At 33.4% G+C, this 22,698-nt stretch carries 22 protein-coding genes and 1 pseudogene; 3 read left to right on the plus strand and 20 right to left on the minus strand.

The genetic code is table 11. The features are described 5' to 3' along the window. A partial coding sequence (locus ACNQGN_RS01505; protein WP_417986115.1) for a DoxX family protein occupies positions 1-1,380 on the minus strand: 1,380 nt, incomplete at its 3' end. 435 nt (positions 1,381-1,815) lie between these two features. Here ACNQGN_RS01505 and ACNQGN_RS01510 point away from each other — a divergent pair. Further along, complete coding sequence (locus tag ACNQGN_RS01510; protein WP_417986116.1) at positions 1,816-2,724, plus strand: CHC2 zinc finger domain-containing protein; 909 nt, start codon at positions 1,816-1,818, stop codon at positions 2,722-2,724. A 157-nt stretch (positions 2,725-2,881) separates the two neighbouring features. Then, positions 2,882-3,301, plus strand: coding sequence for a plasmid mobilization protein (locus ACNQGN_RS01515; protein ID WP_417986117.1), 420 nt, complete (start codon positions 2,882-2,884; stop codon positions 3,299-3,301). A gap of 324 nt (positions 3,302-3,625) precedes the next feature. Here ACNQGN_RS01515 and ACNQGN_RS01520 read toward each other — a convergent pair whose 3' ends face one another. The 17 genes and pseudogenes from ACNQGN_RS01520 to ACNQGN_RS01600 form a co-directional block, all read right to left on the minus strand. Further along, on the minus strand, positions 3,626-4,105 hold the full coding sequence (locus ACNQGN_RS01520; protein WP_417986118.1) for a VOC family protein: 480 nt from the start codon (positions 4,103-4,105) through the stop codon (positions 3,626-3,628). A 474-nt stretch (positions 4,106-4,579) separates the two neighbouring features. Next, positions 4,580-6,547, minus strand: a complete 1,968-nt coding sequence (locus ACNQGN_RS01525; protein ID WP_417986119.1) for a polysaccharide biosynthesis protein — start codon at positions 6,545-6,547, stop codon at positions 4,580-4,582. A 169-nt stretch (positions 6,548-6,716) separates the two neighbouring features. Beyond that, entirely contained in the window at positions 6,717-7,856 is a 1,140-nt protein-coding gene (locus ACNQGN_RS01530) for a DegT/DnrJ/EryC1/StrS family aminotransferase (RefSeq protein WP_417986120.1), read from the minus strand. A gap of 84 nt (positions 7,857-7,940) precedes the next feature. Further along, positions 7,941-8,525 (minus strand): sugar transferase, encoded by a 585-nt coding sequence (locus tag ACNQGN_RS01535; protein WP_417986121.1) that lies wholly within the window; start codon positions 8,523-8,525, stop codon positions 7,941-7,943. A 47-nt stretch (positions 8,526-8,572) separates the two neighbouring features. After that, positions 8,573-9,526, minus strand: a complete 954-nt coding sequence (locus ACNQGN_RS01540) for an MraY family glycosyltransferase (RefSeq protein ID WP_417986122.1) — start codon at positions 9,524-9,526, stop codon at positions 8,573-8,575. 68 nt (positions 9,527-9,594) lie between these two features. Continuing rightward, positions 9,595-10,464, minus strand: a complete 870-nt coding sequence (gene rfbA / locus ACNQGN_RS01545) for a glucose-1-phosphate thymidylyltransferase RfbA (protein ID WP_417986123.1) — start codon at positions 10,462-10,464, stop codon at positions 9,595-9,597. A 15-nt stretch (positions 10,465-10,479) separates the two neighbouring features. Further along, on the minus strand, positions 10,480-11,526 hold the full coding sequence (gene rfbB / locus ACNQGN_RS01550; RefSeq protein WP_417986124.1) for a dTDP-glucose 4,6-dehydratase: 1,047 nt from the start codon (positions 11,524-11,526) through the stop codon (positions 10,480-10,482). Between the two features lie 60 nt (positions 11,527-11,586). Further along, positions 11,587-12,453 carry a dTDP-4-dehydrorhamnose reductase gene (gene rfbD / locus ACNQGN_RS01555; protein WP_417986125.1) on the minus strand — a complete coding sequence of 289 codons (867 nt, stop codon included), beginning with the start codon at positions 12,451-12,453 and terminating at the stop codon, positions 11,587-11,589. Position 12,454: 1 nt separating this feature from the next. Then, positions 12,455-13,006 carry a dTDP-4-dehydrorhamnose 3,5-epimerase gene (gene rfbC / locus ACNQGN_RS01560; RefSeq protein ID WP_417986126.1) on the minus strand — a complete coding sequence of 184 codons (552 nt, stop codon included), beginning with the start codon at positions 13,004-13,006 and terminating at the stop codon, positions 12,455-12,457. An 87-nt stretch (positions 13,007-13,093) separates the two neighbouring features. Beyond that, positions 13,094-14,029 carry a GDP-L-fucose synthase family protein gene (locus ACNQGN_RS01565; RefSeq protein WP_417986127.1) on the minus strand — a complete coding sequence of 312 codons (936 nt, stop codon included), beginning with the start codon at positions 14,027-14,029 and terminating at the stop codon, positions 13,094-13,096. Positions 14,030-14,043: 14 nt separating this feature from the next. Further along, a pseudogene (locus ACNQGN_RS01570) lies at positions 14,044-14,289 on the minus strand (GDP-mannose 4,6-dehydratase); the annotation flags it as partial. A gap of 55 nt (positions 14,290-14,344) precedes the next feature. Beyond that, entirely contained in the window at positions 14,345-15,181 is an 837-nt protein-coding gene (locus tag ACNQGN_RS01575; RefSeq protein ID WP_417986128.1) for a glycosyltransferase, read from the minus strand. A 481-nt stretch (positions 15,182-15,662) separates the two neighbouring features. Further along, positions 15,663-16,250: an LbetaH domain-containing protein gene (locus ACNQGN_RS01580; protein ID WP_417986129.1), complete on the minus strand. Its 588-nt coding sequence runs from the start codon at positions 16,248-16,250 to the stop codon at positions 15,663-15,665. Positions 16,251-16,255: 5 nt separating this feature from the next. Next, entirely contained in the window at positions 16,256-17,347 is a 1,092-nt protein-coding gene (locus ACNQGN_RS01585) for a glycosyltransferase family 4 protein (protein ID WP_417986130.1), read from the minus strand. Positions 17,348-17,557: 210 nt separating this feature from the next. After that, on the minus strand, positions 17,558-18,376 hold the full coding sequence (locus ACNQGN_RS01590; protein ID WP_417986131.1) for a glycosyltransferase family 2 protein: 819 nt from the start codon (positions 18,374-18,376) through the stop codon (positions 17,558-17,560). Between the two features lie 5 nt (positions 18,377-18,381). Beyond that, complete coding sequence (locus ACNQGN_RS01595) at positions 18,382-19,089, minus strand: glycosyltransferase family 2 protein (protein ID WP_417986132.1); 708 nt, start codon at positions 19,087-19,089, stop codon at positions 18,382-18,384. Position 19,090: 1 nt separating this feature from the next. Further along, positions 19,091-19,663, minus strand: a complete 573-nt coding sequence (locus tag ACNQGN_RS01600) for a hypothetical protein (protein WP_417986133.1) — start codon at positions 19,661-19,663, stop codon at positions 19,091-19,093. 241 nt (positions 19,664-19,904) lie between these two features. Between ACNQGN_RS01600 and ACNQGN_RS01605 the strand changes: the two genes are divergently transcribed. After that, the gene (locus ACNQGN_RS01605) at positions 19,905-20,189 is read left to right on the plus strand and encodes a hypothetical protein (RefSeq protein ID WP_417986134.1); all 285 of its coding nucleotides are present in this window, start codon (positions 19,905-19,907) and stop codon (positions 20,187-20,189) included. Positions 20,190-20,404: 215 nt separating this feature from the next. Here ACNQGN_RS01605 and ACNQGN_RS01610 read toward each other — a convergent pair whose 3' ends face one another. Both ACNQGN_RS01610 and ACNQGN_RS01615 read right to left on the minus strand, forming a co-directional pair. Next, entirely contained in the window at positions 20,405-21,652 is a 1,248-nt protein-coding gene (locus tag ACNQGN_RS01610) for a glycosyltransferase family 4 protein (protein ID WP_417986135.1), read from the minus strand. After that, entirely contained in the window at positions 21,652-22,698 is a 1,047-nt protein-coding gene (locus tag ACNQGN_RS01615) for a glycosyltransferase family 2 protein (protein WP_417986136.1), read from the minus strand. Before ACNQGN_RS01615 ends, ACNQGN_RS01610 begins: the two co-directional genes overlap by 1 nt.

The raw sequence follows: 22,698 nt of genomic DNA on the forward strand, positions 1-22,698 counted from the left end.
GCTCGAAATGTAACCCCTGGTGTTTAGATTGTAGAGGTCAATGATGCTGGCTTGCTTCCATGTCAAAGCAGATTCATACTTTCCTGGCAATGCTGAATTGACAAAAAATAAGTTGCTGTAGGCAGCATTTGTTTTGTTAACTATTACCGCAGGGGCACCGAATTTTCTTTCGTCTGTACTCGCCACATATCGTATATCAAGTTTTGGATGACTGATCGTATCAATTGTAGTGCCTCGAAAATCAATATTCAGGTTGCGGTCGGCCACGATGAATTGATTTCTATAACGGTACTGATAAACGACGCGTTCCAACTCGGCATTGTAAAGCAAGGTGCCATCGGTATCCAAAAAGCCGTCTATTTGTTTTTCTAATAGTTTTGGCGAAAGATGTACCGTTGTGGTATCTCTGAGGTTTATTGTTCCCAGAATACTTTCTCCATTTTTTTTGCTCATTGCCCGTACTACCATAGTTATTGAATCTATGGGCTCTATTTTTGTAAAATATTCCGACCCTTGCATCATGAATTTTGCCTTCCAGTCTTTTATGCTGCCTCTAAAAATGCACGGCACGCTACCGTCGGTTACAAAAAAGTAAGGGGGTGCCACTTTTATCGTTACCGAGCGAAACGGGAAGTTTTTTCGGTTGAGCTCAATGCGATGGGTCTTCTTTATTTTTAAGGTGGTATCGATTTCCAAGATTTGCAGCGGTGCTGTGAAATTCCCTAAGAATATTTTTCCTTCCCCGCTACCCGCAAAATAATACGAGTTGAATTTTAAATCCATTTGATTCTTTTTTTCTGCCGGAAAATGCGGAAATCGTCTGACAAAACTATTGTGATATTGCATACGATTTTCGGACAGAGTAAACAAGAACACAACCATACCAATACTACAAAACAGCGATACTGAAAAAATACTGGCCAGAGCAGCGGGCTTTAAAATTCGGCATTCCTCAGAAACGCCACGTGCCAGTATCAGGATGCCCGCTGCCGCCAGTAGTATAAATACAAGATTAAACACCAGATGTTCGGTCCAACCCAACTTTTCCAATATCCCGCCGCAAGAGCAAGGGATAAACGAACTGAAATTCAATATGATAATGATATAGGTCGTAAACATAACCATCAGATTGAAAGCTGCAAACAGCCCTACTAACCGATATCTTGGAAAAATAAGAAGTACTGAAATCAAAAGCTCCATAACAGGCACTCCCCATGCAACCCATTCGGCAAAAGCACTCAATAGAGGCGATTGTCCCAACTGTACTTGAAAGTTTTCAAAATCCAAAAACTTGCTCCCCGCTGCATAGATAAACAATAAAACATACAGCAGAGAAACTGTTTCTATAAGAATACTTTTGATGCGTTGATAAGATTTCATTTCGTAAGGTGATTAATATTAGTTGTGTAAAATTCTTTTTTTTAAATATAACTGTTAGCAAAATCAGGATTATGACGTATCAAATCAGGATTGTTTTTTATTTCCGATAAAAGTTAAATGATGTTTTATAGCTTCTGAATTAACTATAACAAATGGGGAGATTCAAATTTACAGTAGTTAAATTGATAATCGCGTATCAAAAACGTGCCAAAAATTGCCAAAAACCCGCCATTTTCGTTTTGGCATAAATTAGTTCCCTTACAGATTCAATTTATTGCCGAATTGGAGTCGACCAAAAACAGAACGACTTACCGAATTAGTCCTACGCAAAATTTGGGGAGGATTGCATAACAACTTTAGCTTCTTTACATTCGTATCAAATAACTGAACTAGTAACCTGATAAAATGACTATTATGAATTTTAAAAACAACACAATGACAATCGAACAAGCTAAAACAATGGACATGATTAGCTATTTGTGCACTTTAGGTTTTAAGCCTTCTAAAATCAGAGGCTCTAATTTTTGGTACTTTTCTCCTTTTAGGGACGAAAGAACGCCCTCTTTTAAAGTTGACCAAAAAATTAATTGTTGGTACGACCACAGAATTGGAAAAGGCGGTAACCTAATTGATTTTGGAGTTCTTTATTACAACTGCACGACTAGTGAATTATTACAAAAACTAAAGGGTAATTTTTCGCTTCAACAGCCAATAATTCACCAGGTTGATAACAGTAGTAAACGGGAGTATAAAATTAAAATTCTAAAAGCCGTTGCACGTACTTCTCCATCCCCTTCACACTTTGCCAGAAGAATTGCAATTGAAAGTGGCAAACACCATTACTTGAGAATCAAATACGTTATGAATAAAAATACCCACAATGGAATTGGCTTTGAAAATAACTTGGGAGGCTTTGAAATTCGCAATCCCTATTTCAAAACAAGGAGCGCTACTAAAGGCATAACCATCATTGATAATAGCAGTAATGAGGTGATCATTTTAGAGAGCATTACAGACTTTTTTTTCTTTAAAGCCATGAACAATAACCTTCCTAAAAACAGCAAGGATTTTGTTATTTTAAATTCTGTTTCTTTTTTCGAAAGAGCCCGTCCTTTTATGGAAAAGCATCAATCCATCCGTCTTTATTTGAATAGAAGCGAAACGGGACAAAGTTGCACCAGGCGCGCACTTTCTTTGAGCGCTAAATATCGCGATGAAAGCAGTCTATATCACAATTATAAAAATCTAAATGATTGGGCTATGAATTTTAAAAAATCAGAAAAAAAATATAGTGCGAAAATTAAGATCGTAAGCCATTCCTTAAGACGTACGATTGCCAAATAATTTAAAACTATTTGAGCGTTACGATTTGGATAAATATTAAAATTAACTAAAACTACGCACTCCCGTAATGAGCAGCTGTCCGGTATCACTACCAATCATTCGGAACTTATGGGCAGTAACACTGAAAAAAGAATTGAAAACAATAAAATGATAGACTATGAGAAAGCAAAAAATTAATCAAACACATCAACTTAGTGTGGGTTTAAAGACCGAAGATTACAAAAAAATATTTGATAAATTCAGTAAATCAACCTGTCGCAGTTTAAGCGAATATGGCAGAAAGATTCTCTTATGCAAACCCATTACAACCTATTACAGAAATCAGTCATTAGATGATTTTATGGAAGAAACGATAGTGCTTCGCAATGAACTTATTGCTATTGGAAATAACCTCAACCAGTTTAAAACAAAACTAGAGACCCTGCAACATGCTCCCGAATTTAAGGAATGGATTATAGGTTACGAACTGGAGAAAATAATTCTTTTCAATAAGGTGGAAGTCATCAAAAAAAACATTCAAAAAATTGCTGAAGAACAATGGTTGATACCATTAGTAAAAACCTTAGAACCGCAGTAATAAACTACAATGGAAACAAAATAAAAACGGATCTAACAGCGTGCATTGGAACGGTAATATCATGTCCGATCGTGCCATTGAGAATTTAAAAATTTAGCTACGGGAAAGGGGGTAATTTGATTTGCCATGTCTTTTTCTCCCTGTCTCCTGTCGCCGAAGCATACAATGATGGTTAAATTTTCGCAAAAAAGGCATCAGTTTAGGATGGCAACCAATCCCGAACTAACACCTTATTCTCCACAATATAAATATTTTAATTAAAAAAAGTGCCGAAATTTCACTTTTTGGCACTTAATAGTTTGACATTCTACGCTATTATTTAAATTACGGTTGCATGGATTTATGCTCCGAAAACATTTTATCAGAACGCTTTTGCATTTCCTCAAAACTCATATCTTCTTTGTGGGTTGCTATCATCCATTTATAGCCAAAGGGATCCATTACATGTCCAACGCGGTCTCCATAAAACATATCCTCTACTGGCATTACTGCAGTGCCACCTGCAGCAACAGCTTTCTGAAATGCCTGATCTACATCCTTAACATATAATCCAAAAGACATTGGGTTTCCGCCAATAGTTTGAGGACTTTTATTACCCCATTCGATGTTTTCATCTGACATCATAAGTAATGAGCCTTCAATCAGTATTTCGGCATGTCCAATTTTTCCATCGGGCATAACCAATCTGCCACGTTCTATTGCACCAAATGCTCTTTTATAAAAGTCAATTGCTTCACTACATCCCTTTACGGTTATGTAGGAATTCAAGGAATACGCTCCTGGGTAAATGTGTGCTGTTTCCATAATTTTCTATTTTTTTTAATGTTATATACTACCAAAAAACTCGCGTCATTTTAACAGATAACACACTGTTATTCACTAGTTTTTCAAAGATTATAAACTCAAAAACTCATATTAAAAGTACAACGAAATAGTTAAATTAAGCCTAAAGTCCAAATTGAAAAAATCTAAAATGCGAAGCGGAGCACTTCCATTTTTCAGAATTCACTTTCGGTGTCAATCCTCTCTCTTTTCTTTCGATCTGCCGAAATATACCCAAATTTGATAGCTGCCAGTATAGGTGTAATCAAAATTTTTTTCATCTAATTCAAATTATTCAAAAAATCGCCAATAACCGATCCAACATTTGAGAAGCGCGATTGGGAATCCTATATAAAAAACACTACAGGTCAACAAGTCAGTATAGATTTTAAATGAAAAAGGCTGTAAAGCACGAGTACTTTACAACCTTTTTTATGCAACATATTAAAATTACTGTTACTTGTCTAATAATTCAAAAGCGGAATTCATACTTTTAAACTCCGGTACAATTTTTTTCATTTTCAGTACAATATCGTCGTTGTCAAAGAAATTTGCAACTCCTATAAGTTCCTCAATATCGGCATTCAATGTATCAAATTCATCTAGAATTTCTTCTGCAATCATGATTTTTTCATGGTGGGTTGGTAATGTTTTTGAGGTATCGTTAAGTAATTCCTCGTACAATTTCTCCCCCGGACGTAATCCGACAATATGTATTTTGATATCTTTATCAGGGATAAATCCAGCTAACTTAATCATCTTTTTTGCTAGGTCGATAATCTTAACGGGTTTCCCCATATCAAAAATATAAATCTCTCCTCCATTACCCATTGCTCCCGCTTCCAAAACCAATTGACAAGCCTCTGGTATGGTCATAAAATAACGTATAATCTCTGGATGCGTAATGGTAACTGGTCCCCCATTGGCAATTTGTTTGGTAAACAAAGGAACTACCGAACCGTTGGAACCTAAAACATTTCCAAAACGAGTGGTAATAAATTTCGTGGCATGTTTTTCTCCGTTATCCCTATTCTTTGATTGCAAAGACTGTACATATTTCTCCGCTATTCTTTTACTGGCTCCCATAACGTTACTCGGGTTGACCGCTTTGTCAGTAGAAACCATCACAAATTTTTTAACCTTATACAAGCAGGACAAATCAGCAAGATTCTTAGTTCCCTCTATATTGGTAAGAATGGCCTGAGAAGGATTTTCTTCCATCAAGGGTACATGCTTATAAGCTGCTGCATGAAAAACCACTTGGGGTTGATGCACTTTAAAAACCCTATCCATGGCGACTTTATTTCTTACATCAGCAATTACGTTAAGAATTTTTGAATTGGAATCCAAATTCTGCATTTCTAAACAAAGGTGATGCAATGGTGTTTCAGCCTGATCTAAAATAATGACAGTTTTTGGATTGAAGCCCAACACCTGACGGACTATTTCACTTCCAATAGATCCCGCAGCACCGGTAATCAAAATGGTTTTATCTTTTAGCTGCTTGGAAATCAATTTACTGTCTAACACAATAGGCTTTCTTTCCAATAAATCTTCAATTTGAATGCTTTTTACTTTTTGGGAAATTTCCTTCTGATTTTCCCAATCGGAAATTAACGGTACGGTATATACACTATAATTGAATTCTAAACATTGGTCTACAATAATTAATCGTTCTTCTTTGGATAAGCTTTTATCGGCAATAATGACTGCTTGGGCATTAACGGATCGCATTAATGGCGGTAATTTTTTCTTTTTAACTAATATTGGTAAATCCAACATCCGCTTGGTTGCATTTTGGTTGTTTTTATCCACAAATCCAACAATTTTAAATCGGGAAGGTGTTTCAAATTTTAAGGCATTGGCAACCGATATAGCATTGGCATCCGTACCATAAATGATGGTTCTGATTAATTTATTCGTTCCTTGTTCGGAAAAATAAAGCTCAAAAGTCTGTTTGATTATAACGCGATATAAAAATAACCCACAAAAAGAAAGTACAATATTGATAAAAAAAGCAGTATTTAAAAATGCTTTATGTCCATACAGTAACTCGTAACCAAAGTTAAAAAAAAGAAATAAGATAAGTACGGCCATTTGTGAAAACAAAAGCTTCACTGCATCAATATAAGAAGAGTGACGGATAATTCCGGAATACGTTCTAAACAACCAGAAAAAGAAAATATTCACCCCAAATAAAGAGGCTATAAATCTGAAACTATAAGGTGTAATAATATAATCTAACCCTGTTCCTTTAAATATTAGAATAGTAAAAAAAAAGGACAGTACTAAAACGGAAAAATCTATCATAATAATGATCCATCTAGGAAGATAGCGCAAATTATGAATACTGAATTTCAAGTTTTCTCTTGAAAAAAAATCAGAGTTTCCCAGCGATGAACCAGAATTGTTAGTATCACTCAAAATATATTTTTTTAAAGATTATTACTTTTCATTAAACAAAAATACCACTTAATAAATGGAAAAAGAGAAACAAGCCCGTTTAATTTGAAAGATAATTGAAACAACAAAGGAGGAATTAAGTTCTATCTAATTTGTCGAAATTTATATTCCTTTAGAAATTAGCTCCATTCTATTTTGTAAATAATTGGGAGATAACAGATTCGATACGACTACAATCTTTTGTTGTCAGATTAGACCCAGAAGGCAAGCAAAGCCCATTATTGAAAAGGGTTTCGGCAATAGCAGAGCCATAAAAAGGGTAATTACAAAAAACAGGCTGCAAGTGCATCGGTTTCCACAAGGGTCGGGATTCGATACTTTCTTCTTGTAATGCTAATCTTAAAGTTTCTCTTGTGACTCCATTAGTTTCTAACGGATTTATTAAAATAGTACTCAACCAATAATTCGCAAAATAATTCGCATTTGGAACGGTAAAAACAGTAACACCTTCAATGCCCTTGAATAACTTCAAATAAAATTCATGCATATTCCTTCTCAAACTAATATGAGAATCCAATACTTCCATTTGTCCACGACCAATACCTGCACAGATATTACTCATTCTATAATTATATCCTACTTCACTGTGCTGATAATGTGGTGCAGCATCTCTGGCTTGTGTTGCCAAAAAAATGGCTTTATCTTTCAGCGCTGCGGAATGAACTACAATCGCCCCACCTCCAGAAGTTGTTATGATTTTACTGCCATTAAAAGATAAAACGCCAATATCTCCAAAAGTACCACATTGTTGCCCTTTGTAGCTACTTCCCAGAGCCTCTGCGCTATCTTCAAGAATAGGGATGGAATATTTATCGGCCACTGCTCTTATTTCATCTATTTTATAGGGAATACCATATAAGTGAACCGCAAGTATTGCTTTGGGCTTCTTCTCTTTTGCAATCAGATCTACTATAGCTTCTTCAAGTACAATCGGACATAAATTCCATGTTTCATATTCGCTATCAATAAACACTGGAGTTGCTCCCAAATATACAATAGGATTGGCCGAAGCTGAAAAAGTCATACTTTGACAAATTACGGTATCTCCTGCCTGAACCCCTAAAAGAATTAAACCCAAATGAATGGCTGCTGTACCGGAGTTTAAAACGGCAACATGATGCGAACCTAAATACGTTTCTAAATCATGTTCGAAACAATCTATGTTTGATCCTACTGGAGCAATCCAATTCGAATCAAATGCCTCTTGTATGTATTTCATCTCACCGCCTCCCATATGAGGAGACGAAAGCCAAATCTTATTTTTATGCATCCACTAAAAAATTAAATAAACACAGAAAATGTATAAGCTAAATTAAGAAAAAAATCATTACTACGTTCTGGTCATAACACTCAACTAATTGCTCTGTTTTTTTCTTAAAAAAACAAACCAAATCGTTTTTAAAATAATCGTAATATCTCCCCAAAAACTTCGATGATAATAATAGTCTAAATTCAGTTGCACTTTATCCGGAAAAATAACAGTATCGTTGTAAATCTTAGGGGAGAGATGTTTTTCTAATAAATATCCCTCTCTACTGTATTTTAAAGAAGCCAAACTAGTCAATCCAGGTTTCAATTCTAATATCTTGCGATTTTCTCCTTCTAACAAATCATAATAACCTGGCAAATCTGGCCTTGGACCTACTATGCTCATTTCCCCTTTTAAGACATTAAAGAGTTGAGGCAATTCGTCCAGTTTATAATGCCGAAGTGTTTTGCCTATTTTAGAAATACGGGCTTCTTCCGAAGACGATGAAATTTGAATTGTACGGAGTTTATAAATCTTAAATTTTTTGCCAAATTGGCCAATACGCTCTTGGATGAAGATTCCATTCGTATGGGTATCGATAACTGCCAGCAGCCAAGAAATCAATAAAACCCAGAAAAAAAAGAGAAGTGTGAGGAGGGAGAAAATAATATCAAAAAAACGCTTTATCATACTTTTGAAGTATTTTATTCTTAAAAAAAATACAAGCAAGAAATGAATTAAAAATCTCTAAGAATCATTTTACGAGTAACAAATTTACGAACAAGTAAATAAATAAAGGTCAATAGTAGTAAAAATCCACCGATAAAGAATAAGCTTAAATACCCTTTGCTATCCAAATAAATAACAAATCCGTTTATTCCTAATTGAAATCCCGCGTAAATAAAGGAAACTAAAATATGAGAATAACCCATTTCATTAGCCAGATATTGGTACAGATGAGAACGGTGCGGCTGAAATATATTCTCTTTTTTAAGTAATCTTTTTATAATTGTGATGATCGAATCTATTCCATAAATAGAAAAGAAAAGAAGATACCCCACTTGTCCGGAGTCAATAATGGTTTTCACCATAAAATAGCCTAAAAAAAGTGCCATACTGATACTTCCAACGTCACCAGCAAAGGTCTTTGCTTTTTCTCGGACATTAAATATCCCAAAAGCAAGGCAAGACAATCCCATAGTAATTAGCAAGGGTAAACTGGCTTCATTGATCGATAAAAAAGAAAAACTAACGATAGCCGTTAATGCGTATAAAACGGTTATTCCATTTATACCATCCATGAAATTAAAAGCGTTTACCCAACCTATCATTAATACAAAGACAATGGGTAGTAGCCATAATGGTTCTGCAAACAAGTCTAACTCATAAAAGACCAAGCCAACGGCTATTATATGTGATACAAATCGAGGCAATTGAGATAACGGTTTGATATCGTCTATAAAACTAACTACCGCAACTAATACAACCGCAACTGTTATGGGCCAAGAAACGTATCCCAAGAAAAAAGCAACACTTATCGCTATTGGAAAAATGATTCCACCACCTCTTAAAGTGATGGAAGTATGAGATGATCTGCTATTGGGTTTATCGATGATATTGTATCGATCTGCAATTTTGAAATAAAAAAGCTCAATACCAACCAATAAAATAATTAATGCAATATATACCATATTTAAAACTATGTTTAAGCCGTAACTTTAAACCTTTTATCTAAAACCTGATTACTGAATACTGGACTTTATAACTTATGTTTCAACAAGCTCAAAAGATACTCCCCATAGCCCGATTTTTTCAATGGCTCTGCCAATTCTTTTAGTTGTTGTTCCGTAATAAAACCCTGTCTCCAGGCAATTTCTTCGATACAGCCCACTTTCAATCCCTGACGCTCTTCAATAACCTGAACAAATTGTCCAGCTTGCATTAAGCTATTAAAAGTTCCGGTATCTAACCAAGCAGTTCCTCTACTTAAAATACCCACTTTTAAAGCTCCTTTTTCTAAATATACTTTATTCACATCCGTAATTTCGTACTCACCACGAGCACTTGGCTTGATATTTTTGGCAATCGTCACAACCGAATTATCATAAAAATAAAGTCCTGGTACTGCATAATTTGATTTCGGTTCTAACGGTTTTTCTTCAATAGAGAGCGCCTTAAAATTAGTATCAAATTCAACCACACCATATCGTTCCGGATCAGAAACGTGATAGGCAAAAACAACTCCACCTTCAGGATTGGTATTGGATTGTAGCAACTCATCCATATTAGACCCGAAGAAAATATTGTCCCCTAAAACTAATGCAACGCTATCTTTTCCTATAAATTCCTCTCCTATAACAAAAGCTTGTGCTAATCCATTAGGAATAGCCTGCTCTGCATAACTGAATTGACAGCCTATTGCTGCTCCATCTCCTAACAATTTCTTGAAATTAGGTAAATCATGTGGGGTAGAAATAATTAGTATCTCATTGATCCCTGCCATCATTAAGGTAGACAATGGATAATAAATCATTGGTTTGTCATAAACAGGCATCATTTGTTTGCTCATCGCTAATGTTAACGGATGCAAACGGGTTCCAGAACCTCCTGCTAATATAATTCCTTTCATATTTTTAACTTTTGACTAATTATATTGTTTTTCGTAATAAGTAGCATATTCTCCAGAGGTAATATTATTCAGCCAAGTTTGATTTTCCAAATACCAGTTTACAGTTCTTTCCAGTCCTTGCTCAAAAGTAACGGAAGGTTGCCATCCCAATTCTTTGTTTATCTTACTGGCATCAATCGCATAACGCAAATCATGTCCTGGACGGTCTTTTACATAAGAGATCAATTGCTCCGAGGTTCCTATTGCTCTTCCTAATTTCTCATCCATTATTTTGCAAAGCAACTTTACCAAATCAATATTCTGCCATTCGTTAAAACCTCCAATATTATAAGTATCATGATTCTTACCTTCATGAAAAACTAAATCAATCGCTACCGCATGATCTTCTACAAAGAGCCAATCACGAGTATATTTCCCATCACCATAAACTGGTAGGGGTTTATTTTGAATTATGTTATTGATAAACAAAGGAATCAATTTTTCAGGAAAATGAAAAGGACCATAATTATTGGAACAATTAGTCAACACATAAGGTAAGCCATAGGTTTCGCCGTAAGCCCGAACAAAATGATCCGAACTGGCTTTCGAAGCAGAATATGGCGAATTAGGATCATAGGCCGTGGTTTCTGTAAATAAACCTTCAGCACCTAAACTACCATAAACCTCATCGGTACTAATATGGTAAAAACGCTTCCCTTCATAATTACCTTGCCAAATAGCCTTAGCCGCATTCAATAAATTCATAGTTCCTATCACATTTGTTTTCACAAAAGATAATGGATCTGTTATAGAACGATCCACATGTGATTCAGCCGCTAAATGCAAAACGCCATCAAATTGATACTCCGCAAACAACTGATCAATAAAAGGAGCATCAACGATATCTCCTTTTATAAAAGTATAATTAGGCTCTTTTTCAATATCAACAATATTTTCTAAGTTCCCGGCATACGTAAGTGCATCTAAATTAAAAATTTGATACTGTGGATACTTGTTTACGAATCGTCTTACTACGTGAGACCCAATAAAACCGGCTCCACCAGTGATTAATATTTTTTTCATTTGTATTTAATATTTTTATTGCTCGTCAGCTTAAATAATTTAATAAAACAATATCTAGAATTATTGAAAACTTTCACCTGTAACCTGTAAACATTTCTTCAAACTTTCTGTATATTCCGGCACAATAACTCCAAAAGTATTTTTTATTTTGCTTTTATCCAATAAAGAATACTGTGGCCGCTTTGCAGGAGTTGGGTAATTCGAGGAAGATATTCCAGTAATTTTACAGTCAAAATCACCAATTTTCTTTATCGCCAAGGCAAATTCATACCAACTGATTTCTCCCTCATTGGAAAAATTATAAATACCTGCTTGCCAATGATTATGTGTGAGTATAGTCATTATGGCCTGCGCTAAATCAGCTGCATATGTAGGGCTACCTATTTGATCATTTACCACATTCAAACTATCTCGTTCTTGCATCAATTTTGACATAGTTTTCACAAAATTGTTGCCAAAGCTTGAATAAACCCACGAAGTTCTAATGATAATTGAATCCGGATTTTGTTGCAAACAAGCCTTTTCACCAGCTAATTTAGTGACGCCATACACATTAATGGGATTGGTTTGAGCAGTTTCGGTCAACGCTATTGCAGTGCTTCCGTCAAAAACATAATCCGTCGAAACATGTATTAATTTACAGGCATTCGAATTGCTCCATGCAGCAAGAACAGCTACCGATTGATGATTTAAAACATCTGACAATTCAATTTCTGACTCTGCTCTGTCAACAGCCGTATGAGCTGCACAATTTATTATTATCTGAGGATTAATACCATTCAGTTCAGATTCCAAATGTGTTAAATCACATAGATCAAGTTCTTCTCTGTCAGTAAAGACCCAATCAAATTGGGTATAGTTTTTTGACAACACTGCTAATTCTGAGCCTAATTGTCCTTTTGCCCCAGTTACTAAAATTTTTTTCATATTATTCAAAAGTCCAATCGATTTGATTAAAGTTCGGCAATATTAAATCCTTTTCAGAAACAATTACCTCTTCTTGATTCACATTCCAATCTATAGCTAAAGTAGGATCATCAAAACGAATCCCTCTTTCGCTCTCTTTATGATACAATTGATTTACTTTATACAGCACCGAAGCGCTTTCACTCAAAACCGAAAATCCATGAGCAAATCCGGGAGGCACCATCAGCTGTTTTTTATTGTCTGAACTTAAAATCACACTAAAATGCTGACCGTAAGTGACTGAATTTTTTCGTAAATCTACTGCAACATCTAGAATTTCCCCTTCTAGCACCCGCACTAACTTAGCTTGAGCAAAAGGATTAATTTGCAAATGTAGTCCTCTAATCACGCCTCTCTTCGAGAAAGATTGATTGTCCTGAATAAACTGATATTCAATCCCATTTTCATGGAATTTAGCTTTATTATAGGCTTCGAAAAAAAAACCTCTAGAATCTTCAAAAACTGTCGGAGTAATGATTACTAAGTCTTTTATAATTGTTTTTTCAATAGTCATATTGTAATTTTATATTTTTATAATTTTAATTATCCGAATATTTTCAACCGTATTAGCATTATAGCCGATTTATCATTTACAATCCTTTTAGATCGACCAGCTACGATTTTTTATTTCCTCATAAACTTTTTGAATACCCTCTTCCAAGGTTATTTTCGCTTTCCAACCCAATCCGTTCAGTTTAGAAACATCCATTAATTTCCGTGGAGTCCCATCTGGCTTTGTAATATCGGTCAAAATCTCTCCTGTAAAACCTACTATTTTCTTTACTAGCAAAGCTAAATCCAAGATAGAAATATCTTCGCCGATTCCAATATTAACCAATCCCGATTCATTATAATTTTTCATTAAGAACAAACATGCTTGTGCCAAGTCATCAGCATGCAAAAATTCTCGCTTCGGGCTACCGGTTCCCCAAATGGTTACAGTTGTATCACCATTGTGTTTCGCTGTAATAAACTTGCGCAACATTGCTGGTAATACGTGTGAATTATTTAGATCATAATTATCATTTGGCCCATATAAATTGGTAGGCATCACTGATATAAAATTGCAACCATATTGATCCCTGTACGCATCACACATCTTGACACCCGCAATTTTAGCAATCGCATAGGGTTCATTCGTAGGCTCTAAAACTCCCGTTAATAAGTAATCTTCTTTCAGCGGTTGTGGTGCTAATTTTGGATAAATACAGGAAGATCCAAGGAACATCAGTTTCTTAACTTTATTGACATAGGCTTGGTGAATAACATTATTCTGAATCATCAAATTCTCATAAATAAAATCCGCTCTGTAAGTATTGTTAGCTATAATCCCCCCAACTTTCGCCGCCGCCAAAAAAACATAATCCGGTTTTTCTTGAATGAAAAAATCAGTCACTGCCTGTTGATTGCGTAAATCCAATTCAGCAGAAGTACGCAACACAAAATTGCTGAATCCTTGTGCTTGCAAAGTCCGTAAAATAGCAGAACCTACCATTCCGCGATGACCTGCAATGTATATTTTATCGTTTTTATTCATATTTATTAATATGCTTAATATATCATTTTTCTAATAACAAAAGTGATTCTTGTAGTGTCAAGTCGAGCACTGTCGAGACTCACATTGAAATACCTAGTCTCTTTCAACATTTTTTCTTTTTGAAAATGCTCCACATCCGACACCATCATTTCTTTGACCAGCATAGTCAAATCATATTTAGGCTTCCATCTTAATTTTGTGTTCGATTTGATTGGATCTCCAATTAATAAATCTACTTCAGTTGAGCGGAAATAAGCAGGTTAAATTATTTATTTTATTTAGCTATTAAATTTATTTGATCATAAGTAAGTTGCTTCACCCAATCCTGTTTTTAATGCCATTAATATCCTCAATAGTCTTTCTATTAATCAAATTTCTTTTTCTATCAAAAAACCATCCCCACTTATTAAAATAATAAAATGCAGATGTAAAATACATTTTTAAATTTGCAACAGTTAAGAACGATTTATATAAATGATCATGATAAACAACTTGATGTGGATAGAATATTGCTTTAAACCCAGCATCACAACACCTCCTAGTGATGTCTAGGTCTTCCATGTGCATAAAAATATTTTCATCAAACCCATTGATTTTTTTTAACGCCTCTGTTCTAAAGACCATAAAACAACCAGACAGATAAGGAACTTCCATAATAGTATTATAACCACTAAATCTTAACTCGAATTTATCCGAAATCTTTTTCTTAAGACTTGCAATAGGCAAAAATCGCCTAGCAAAAAAAACGAAAGGACTTGGAATTAATTTTGCTAAATATTGAATTTTACCATCTGGATATAACACTTTGGGCATTACCAAACCAATCGATTCGTCGCTATTCATAAAAGAAATAATACCCTCAATAACCCCTTTTGAATAATAAATATCCGGATTTAATATCAAGTGGTATTTTGTTTCATTTATATACTTTCTAATAGCAATATTATGAGTAGAACCATATCCGGGGTTTGACGGGTTATGGGTATATTCCACTCTAGAATCTATTTTTAGATCCTCTAATATATTACTTGGAGAGTTATCTATTAGGACTAATTTCACTTTCAGATCGGTATCTAGAAAACTATCAATAGCCTCCAAAAGTTGACTTCTGTCGTTGTTATAAATTACTAAACTACAAACTATATCGTACATTTTATTTTGCTAATATCTTGTTATACTAATCTGACCTTGCTATCAACTCTTCCTCTTCCATTATTCATCTTTATCAATACTATCAGTCTTCAATAAATATTGGATAGCATTTTACAGTATTTTACATCCTTTTCTATAAACAAACAGAAGTTTTTTTTGCCCACTCTATTTTTTATATACGAAGATTATCCCTACCTCATTATCGCAAAATTACATTTTAAAATACCTGTGTAGGAGAACCAACAGAAATAGAATAATCTGGAATATCCTTTAATGAAAACTGGTAGAACACCGATAACACCTTCACCTACTATTCCTATACTCTGCATTACTCATACTCTTTCCTTATTTTTAATCCATATTATGCAATCCCAAAACTCTAAGTATGGATATCAGTTCCCCCAATACAACTTTCTAACAACCAACAACTAATAAAAGAAAATCTCATTTTCATGGCACTCCAGAAGAAAATAACACTTACTCAAACTCGCTCCCATTTCCCATTCTCAAAATTATATTTCTTAACTGGCTTAGCTGGTGCTCCAACCGCTATCACATAAGGCGGTAAACTTTTTGCAACTACTGAGTTTGCTCCTACTATTGTTCCTTTACCTATGGTTACTCCCCCTAAAACACATACTGTCTCGCCAAGCCAAACATTTTCTTCAATTATAATTGACGCAGCATGTAATTTCCTATCATTTGGTGGGATATTTGGCGAATCGTGTATGTCATTTGCTCCATAACTGCCGTGATTCAAATCAGAAATAAAAACCTTACTGGCAATTAAAACATTATCTCCAATGATTACTCCTTTCATGGCAGAAATATGAACATAATCGTTTATTTGTACGTTCTTACCCAATTTCAAAACAACACTTTCATCTAATGGATAAGCCTCAAGCCTACAGCCGAAACCCGTTGTGAAGTTTGCACCTATTTTAATATATTTTTTATTTCGTATATCAAATGGCAATCTAATTAACCTAGCTTGACTGAAAAATAATTTTGTATAAACTAATGATCTGATCAATTTCAGCAAACCAAAAAATCCGTATCGTCTTAACATGTTAACTATTTCTTAAAATATAATTCTTTATAAAATTCAATTGTATGATCATAGGTGTTTTGCCAACTAAATTGTTTCGCTTTCTCAAAACCAAGTTCTATGCTTTCTTTCCGTAAATCGCTGGTCGATGCCAATTCTTTAAATTTCTGTGATATTTTTTCAAATGTAGGACTTTCAATTGCTAGATAACTATTACCAAGTACCTCGGGAATAGAAGACGATCTAGTAGCGATAACAGGACAACCAGCTCGCTGCGCCTCTATTATCGGTATGCCAAAACCTTCGTAAAGAGACGGATATAATAAACAAAATGCTCTATTATAATAATAATTTAAATCTTCAACACTAACCTCTGTAATACATTGATAATTTGATTTTCCTAATTTAGAATCCAACATTTGCTTTTCTACTTCATTTAATACCCCGCCACCAATCAATAATAAAGGAATATTAGACGAAGAACATGCATCAACGGCCATATTAAAATTTTTATGTGTTGATCTTCTATCTCCTACATACAAAGCGTACCGGTAATCTTCAAAGTAGTGTTTCTTATCGAAATTTATATTAGAATCCAATAGCTTAAAACCTTCATCTACTCCATTATAAATTACACGAATTTTACTTTTATCGAAATTCGGTAAAAATTTAATTAAATCATCTTTTGTACTATTTGATATACATATAACCCCTTCAGAACCATTTATTGCTTTGTACTTTTGCCAAGAATGTATTTTTTGCGGTATTCCGTGTCTAAAGTATTCGTATGTAAAATCATGAACCGTAGTAACATTTATAGCATTTTTACATTCCTCTAATCTATAATGAGAAGAATGAAACAGATGCTTCCCTTCATTTTTTGAATTAAAATTCAGAAAGCGCTTTAAAGACAAAAACTTAGAGCTTTTCAAATCGATCAAATCTTTATTAAAAGACAATTGTTGTCTAAATAAATTTAATTCCGCATTATCGTATTCCAAAAACCGACATTGAAACGCCTTATCTTGTAACAACCTTTCCAAATGCTGTTGCCACACAACCGAAGCACCCCCTGCTTTTTGCAATGAAAAAATTATGTTGTCAAGTAGTATATTCATTTTTATTAATTTATTAATTCTTCAAATAATGAAACCCTTTGTTGCATAATTATGTCTTTTGATAAATTAGGCGAATTGATTTTAGCTTTTCTTTTGCAAATTATTTTCGCAACGTTTCATTTTAATTCAACGCAGAAAGCGTTTCTCCTTCAAAAAATTAGTTGCCATAGGGATCTTTTTCTCATAGTCATTGATTCAATATAACTACTACTAATTTTCAAACAAAAACTCTAACGTATTGTTTTTAAAACACAACTTAATTGCAACCAATAGATTGTTTACAAGAACTATTTGTCTTTTAAAAAAATTTTTTTTGTAAATAATTTTGTTAGCTCTTCTATTTTCTCTGAATATCCTAAGCTTGTTTTTAATATCTCCAGTTGTATTAAAACTTAAGCTATGAATAAATCTTACATCAAGAACCACCAAATTTTTATTTGCCTTTGCATATTCAATCATAAAGTAGTTATCCGTTCCATAAAATCTCAAATCTTCATCATATCTAAAACCATTTTTGAAAAACCTATTAGAAATAACCATTCCGCTATTAATAGCAGTAGTACAACGAGATAATAAAGTTCCTGGCTGCAAATCATTAATTAACTTTGTTTTAATCAAATAATCTTTTGCTGGACTCACCAAAATGGAATCCGAGTAGATTTGCGGTAAAAATAAATTAACCGAAGGATTCAGATTTATCTGATTTTCTAAAATCTCGAAGAAACATTCAGGAATATCAGAATCGTCATCACACAACATCAAATAAGAATTCTCTACATCAAGAGTTTCAATTACCGAATTATATATTTTAGACAGGACTACATTTTCAGGAGTATGCTTATAAATGAATTTTGAAAAATGATTACTCAAAAAATTAATCGAATCTTGTTTCATGCGTAAAGTACTATTATCCCAAATAATAACTGTCGTACTATTTGTTTGTATGCTTGCCCTTAACAAACTCTGAATAGTATTTGAGGTTTCTATATCTTTATTATATAAACAAACTAAAATTGTTAAATCAGTCATTTCACTTAATTAAAAAGATTCTTAATTCGCTGAACAGCGCCCTGCTTTTTAAAATAAAACCAGGACAAAATCTGAAAATGTAGTCCGTAATTCGCTTTAACAACTTCAAAAATTTCTTTGCTGTGTCTTTTGTCATGCGAAACCCCCCCTACATCATGAAAAGCCACAATAGGACTATCAAAAACTCTAATATGGTGCTTATTTTTATATACATTCTGATTCAAGTTAAAGTCGGAAAAAATCTTGTATTTTGTGTCATAAATTAATTTATCCGACTTTTTATAAAAGCAGCCTTGATGAGGCAATGTGTTTTTAACCTTCAAAAGACGCCCATTTGATGGAAACATTGTACTACCGCTTGACAATAAAACAGGGAAACAATTAATAAAACTATCTCTATTATTCGATATTTCTTTAAGAGGCAACTCTAATAATTTGTCTCCACAATTAATAAATCCAATAAACGTACCAGAACTCAAAGAAATACCTTTGTTCATAGCATCATAAATACCTTTATCTGGCTCGCTTACAAAAACAGCTATTTTATCCAGATATTTCTTTATTATTTCAACAGTTCCATCCGTTGATCCACCATCAATAATAACATACTCAAAATTTTTCAAATCATGAGAAATTACACTTTTAATAGTGTCTTCAATCATATCGACACTATTGTAAACCACCGTTATAATACTTACCAAATTACCCTTCATTCTAATTTACATTTTCAATATTATCAACTTTTTTAAAAATTTCCTTCAGTATCAGAGAAAATAAAATAATAGGTCCCAAATAGAAAACAAAATCAAAAACCGTGGATACCGATTGGCTAAATTCTTTCAAAAATCCAGGAATTTGAAAAAAAACATATACAGCTATGGCATACATAAAAATATTTTTTATTTTAATCTCAATGATTTTCTTTCTAAAATGTGCCGAAAGAAGACCCATCAGAAAACTATACACTATTCCTCCAATATAACCAAAAAAGACATGCCCTTTAACAAAAAAAACAGTATTGGGTCCCAAAACGACATCATCAAAAAGAGAAGAGGTATTCCAAAATGCTTTTACCATTTGGTATCCTAAAGGCTCACTATAGCTTGTCAATCGCAACATCCCTAGAATCCCATTAAATTCGTTTAAAATAAAATCTACAAAATTTAGATTTACAAAATGATCCCTTACCACTTGTGTTTTGTAATACAACATTACATCGCCAAATTCCATTAATCGAAATCCAATAGAAAAAATTGGATCTTGACCTTCTATTTCAGATTCTTTCATAACAATTGAAAGAAACAGAATTACAGTTATTACTAAAAAATATTTAATTTTTGAGCGTATAAAAGTTTTTATATGCATTGTTGAACCTGACCATAAATTATTTTGTTGATATAGATACCAAAATATCGCAATTGTTCCAATAAGGCCCCCTTTTGAACCATGCATTATTGATGTCAACAAATAAAGAAAAAACATAAAAGAATAAAATATTTTCTTTTTAGAAACTATCAACAACAAGCTTATGCAAATTGGTAAAAAACCACTTAAAAAAATAATTCTTCTTATCCATCCAGTTCCCGCTACGAACATCGATATTTTGGCTTCCGTTGGATTTTCTGACAGTAAAGGAATCCCTGAACCTTTAAACATTATAACACTAACGATTACGTATAAAATAAAAAATAGTACTGTAAATATTTCTAATAGTTTAGTATCAATAAACGCATCAATTTTAGCGAAATTTCTTTTGGGCACTCCGATAAGCCTAAATCCAAAGAAAAAAAAGAGAACCGCTAGTAAAACATAAAAGAAAAAGGAAGAGTCCACTGTTAGACACAAACTTGAAGCCATCATTAAAATAATAAACACGAATGGATCAAAAACTGATAGTATATATTTTCTAAATAAATAAAACAAAATCAGTGAAAAAAACACATAATATAAACCAAACTGTAAAACTGCTTCTTCCATTATCTTCTCTAATTGACAATATAGTTAACCAAAAATATTTTGACTACATTGTTATTTGCTACCCAATATCATTTCATTGTACAATTTTATATATCTATCTGCAACAACTGCACTATCAAACTCTCTGACTATTTTCGTTCTTGCATTCGCACAAAGTTGATCGTAAGTAGCCGCATTTAAAACCCATTCTATTCCGGTTGCAAAATCTCGTTCCTGAAAAGGCCTAGCTAAATATCCCGTTTTTTGATGTTCTATGATGTCTAGTAAACCTGTATGACCAAAAGCTACAACTGGCGTACCACATGCCATCGACTCGGTAGCTGCTTGTGGCAACGTCTCTTGCAAACTTGGAACAACCATAACGTCTACAGCACTATAAAGGGTAACTAAACTAACATCATCCGTTAAGTGTCCTAAATAATGTGTTTTCATTTTAAATGATTGTTTTTCTTTGGGCTCACTACTGCCAAATATCACAAACTCTACATTTTCATCATTCAATAAATCTAAAGATCCAGTGAGCCCTTCAAACCCCTTATTTACATCACTGCTAGCACTTATAGCTCCAAAAAGAATTAACTTTTTGTTTTGTGGCAAATTCCATAATTCTCTAGCCTGTTTCTTATCAAATGGTTTAAAAACAGTTGTGTCAATTGGATTAGGAAGATTTACAATTATATGATTTCTAAACAAACTACTTTCCTTTGCACAATTTTCAAGCCATTTACTTAAGCCTACTATTACCATATTGGGTAATTTAGAAAAAACCTTTTGCTTTCTAATAAACGTTTTTCTACTCAAATCGTTTTCTTTACTGCTCCCAAGACGAGGACAAGTACCACAATTTTTTTTATAATTATCACATTCCCACATAATATGACAACCTCCTGTAAAAGCCCAATTATCGTGTAAAGTCCACATTATTGGTGCTTTAATGCGCGCCAAATCCTCAATTTTAATCATCCCCCCATTTATCCAATGAAGATGAACTATGTCAGGATTCAAATCATTGATTTGATCTACAACATTACTAAAACCTAACCAAGATGGGCTAAAAAGCATTTTTGTCCTCTCTTTATAGAAACGTACAGGAAAAGCATCTAAAAAAGGCCTTATTTTTGCCATCATCTTTTGTAGAAAAGATTTCGGACAGGCATCTACTGTATAGTCATCCCCAGATTTGTACTGCACTAACATCTTACTTTCGACCCCTTTTACTAAAAGCGATTTATGTAACCTATAAGCGGCTCTTGCAGCTCCACCAAAACTATCAAACGTATTTACAATTAGTATTTTCATTATCTACTATTTACGTCAATATATACTTTTTGACTCTTTACAAAATTTAGAATAACAAAAAATAATCTAAGCGTATATACATAAATTTTTCCTAAATAGTTATTGATAGGTTTGATTCCAATCAAATCAAAATCAAAAGTAAATTCTGAGTTAAGATTGTTTTTATAAGTATTGACTACATCCTCAGTTCTAATTCTTAAATAGTTTTTGGTTATTTGTTTTGGCACTCCATAATTTTTTAATATCTGCTTTATTAAAAAATAATCACTAATAACAAATCCCTTTAAAGTATTAATATTTAACGACTCATTAGCTCCTATCCGATACAAAGAAAGATTTTTTCTGTAAAAAAACACATTGAAATTGTCGGAAAACAAAGCATAAAAACAGTAGTCCAAACTAGGGAAAAATTCCTCATTATATCCCCCAATTTTAAAAACCGATTCTTTTCTAAAGAAAATTCCCGTTGGTGCACCAATAAAACAACCTTGATAAAAGGAAACAGAATCTATTTTAGATAATTTATTATCCAGTTTTGGGATTTTGTCATAATTAATATCCTTTGAATCTGTTGTGAACTGATAAAACTGAGGTTTCAACAAATCAATAGTTCTATTACTATCCAATATTTCCATTCCTTCAGCAAGAAAACTTGGTAACAACAAATCATCATCATGCAACATTACCACATAATCTCCCACAGCTAATTCAAACAAACGATTCCAATTACCTGCCATTCCAATATTTTCAGAATTCTTATAATAACTTATTCTTTTTTCATTATAAGACAATATCAATTGCTCCGACTTGCAACCCCTCTCAGGATCATTATCTACAACTATTATATCATAGTACTCAAATTCCTTTTGGTTGATAGCACTATCAATCGTTTCTTTCAACAAATTAGCGCGCCTATAAGTAGGTATCGCTATCGTTACTTTAGGCTTAAAATCCAAATTGGATTTTATAATTTGAATCGAAGGAATAGCTGCTGTTTTAGCGAAATTATTCGTGATTTTAAAAAAATCTGTATCCTTATCTACCAT

Source organism: Flavobacterium rhamnosi, from assembly GCF_048286515.1.
Taxonomy (GTDB): Bacteria; Bacteroidota; Bacteroidia; order Flavobacteriales; family Flavobacteriaceae; genus Flavobacterium.

Bases quoted from the DNA above. Each gene is read 5' to 3' on its own strand.
- ACNQGN_RS01565 (WP_417986127.1), bottom strand. From the start codon at position 14,029: ATGAATAAAAACGATAAAATATACATTGCAGGTCATCGCGGAATGGTA.
- ACNQGN_RS01590 (WP_417986131.1), bottom strand. From the start codon at position 18,376: ATGACTGATTTAACAATTTTAGTTTGTTTATATAATAAAGATATAGAA.
- ACNQGN_RS01530 (WP_417986120.1), bottom strand. From the start codon at position 7,856: ATGCATAAAAATAAGATTTGGCTTTCGTCTCCTCATATGGGAGGCGGT.
- ACNQGN_RS01615 (WP_417986136.1), bottom strand. From the start codon at position 22,698: ATGGTAGATAAGGATACAGATTTTTTTAAAATCACGAATAATTTCGCT.
- ACNQGN_RS01575 (WP_417986128.1), bottom strand. From the start codon at position 15,181: ATGTACGATATAGTTTGTAGTTTAGTAATTTATAACAACGACAGAAGT.
- ACNQGN_RS01585 (WP_417986130.1), bottom strand. From the start codon at position 17,347: ATGAATATACTACTTGACAACATAATTTTTTCATTGCAAAAAGCAGGG.
- rfbC (WP_417986126.1), bottom strand. From the start codon at position 13,006: ATGACTATTGAAAAAACAATTATAAAAGACTTAGTAATCATTACTCCG.
- ACNQGN_RS01600 (WP_417986133.1), bottom strand. From the start codon at position 19,663: ATGAAAGAATCTGAAATAGAAGGTCAAGATCCAATTTTTTCTATTGGA.
- ACNQGN_RS01610 (WP_417986135.1), bottom strand. From the start codon at position 21,652: ATGAAAATACTAATTGTAAATACGTTTGATAGTTTTGGTGGAGCTGCA.
- ACNQGN_RS01535 (WP_417986121.1), bottom strand. From the start codon at position 8,525: ATGATAAAGCGTTTTTTTGATATTATTTTCTCCCTCCTCACACTTCTC.
- rfbD (WP_417986125.1), bottom strand. From the start codon at position 12,453: ATGAAAAAAATTTTAGTAACTGGGGCAAAAGGACAATTAGGCTCAGAA.
- ACNQGN_RS01595 (WP_417986132.1), bottom strand. From the start codon at position 19,089: ATGAAGGGTAATTTGGTAAGTATTATAACGGTGGTTTACAATAGTGTC.
- ACNQGN_RS01515 (WP_417986117.1), top strand. From the start codon at position 2,882: ATGAGAAAGCAAAAAATTAATCAAACACATCAACTTAGTGTGGGTTTA.
- ACNQGN_RS01520 (WP_417986118.1), bottom strand. From the start codon at position 4,105: ATGGAAACAGCACACATTTACCCAGGAGCGTATTCCTTGAATTCCTAC.
- ACNQGN_RS01605 (WP_417986134.1), top strand. From the start codon at position 19,905: ATGCAAATTGGTAAAAAACCACTTAAAAAAATAATTCTTCTTATCCAT.
- ACNQGN_RS01510 (WP_417986116.1), top strand. From the start codon at position 1,816: ATGACAATCGAACAAGCTAAAACAATGGACATGATTAGCTATTTGTGC.
- rfbA (WP_417986123.1), bottom strand. From the start codon at position 10,464: ATGAAAGGAATTATATTAGCAGGAGGTTCTGGAACCCGTTTGCATCCG.
- rfbB (WP_417986124.1), bottom strand. From the start codon at position 11,526: ATGAAAAAAATATTAATCACTGGTGGAGCCGGTTTTATTGGGTCTCAC.
- ACNQGN_RS01580 (WP_417986129.1), bottom strand. From the start codon at position 16,250: ATGTTAAGACGATACGGATTTTTTGGTTTGCTGAAATTGATCAGATCA.
- ACNQGN_RS01540 (WP_417986122.1), bottom strand. From the start codon at position 9,526: ATGGTATATATTGCATTAATTATTTTATTGGTTGGTATTGAGCTTTTT.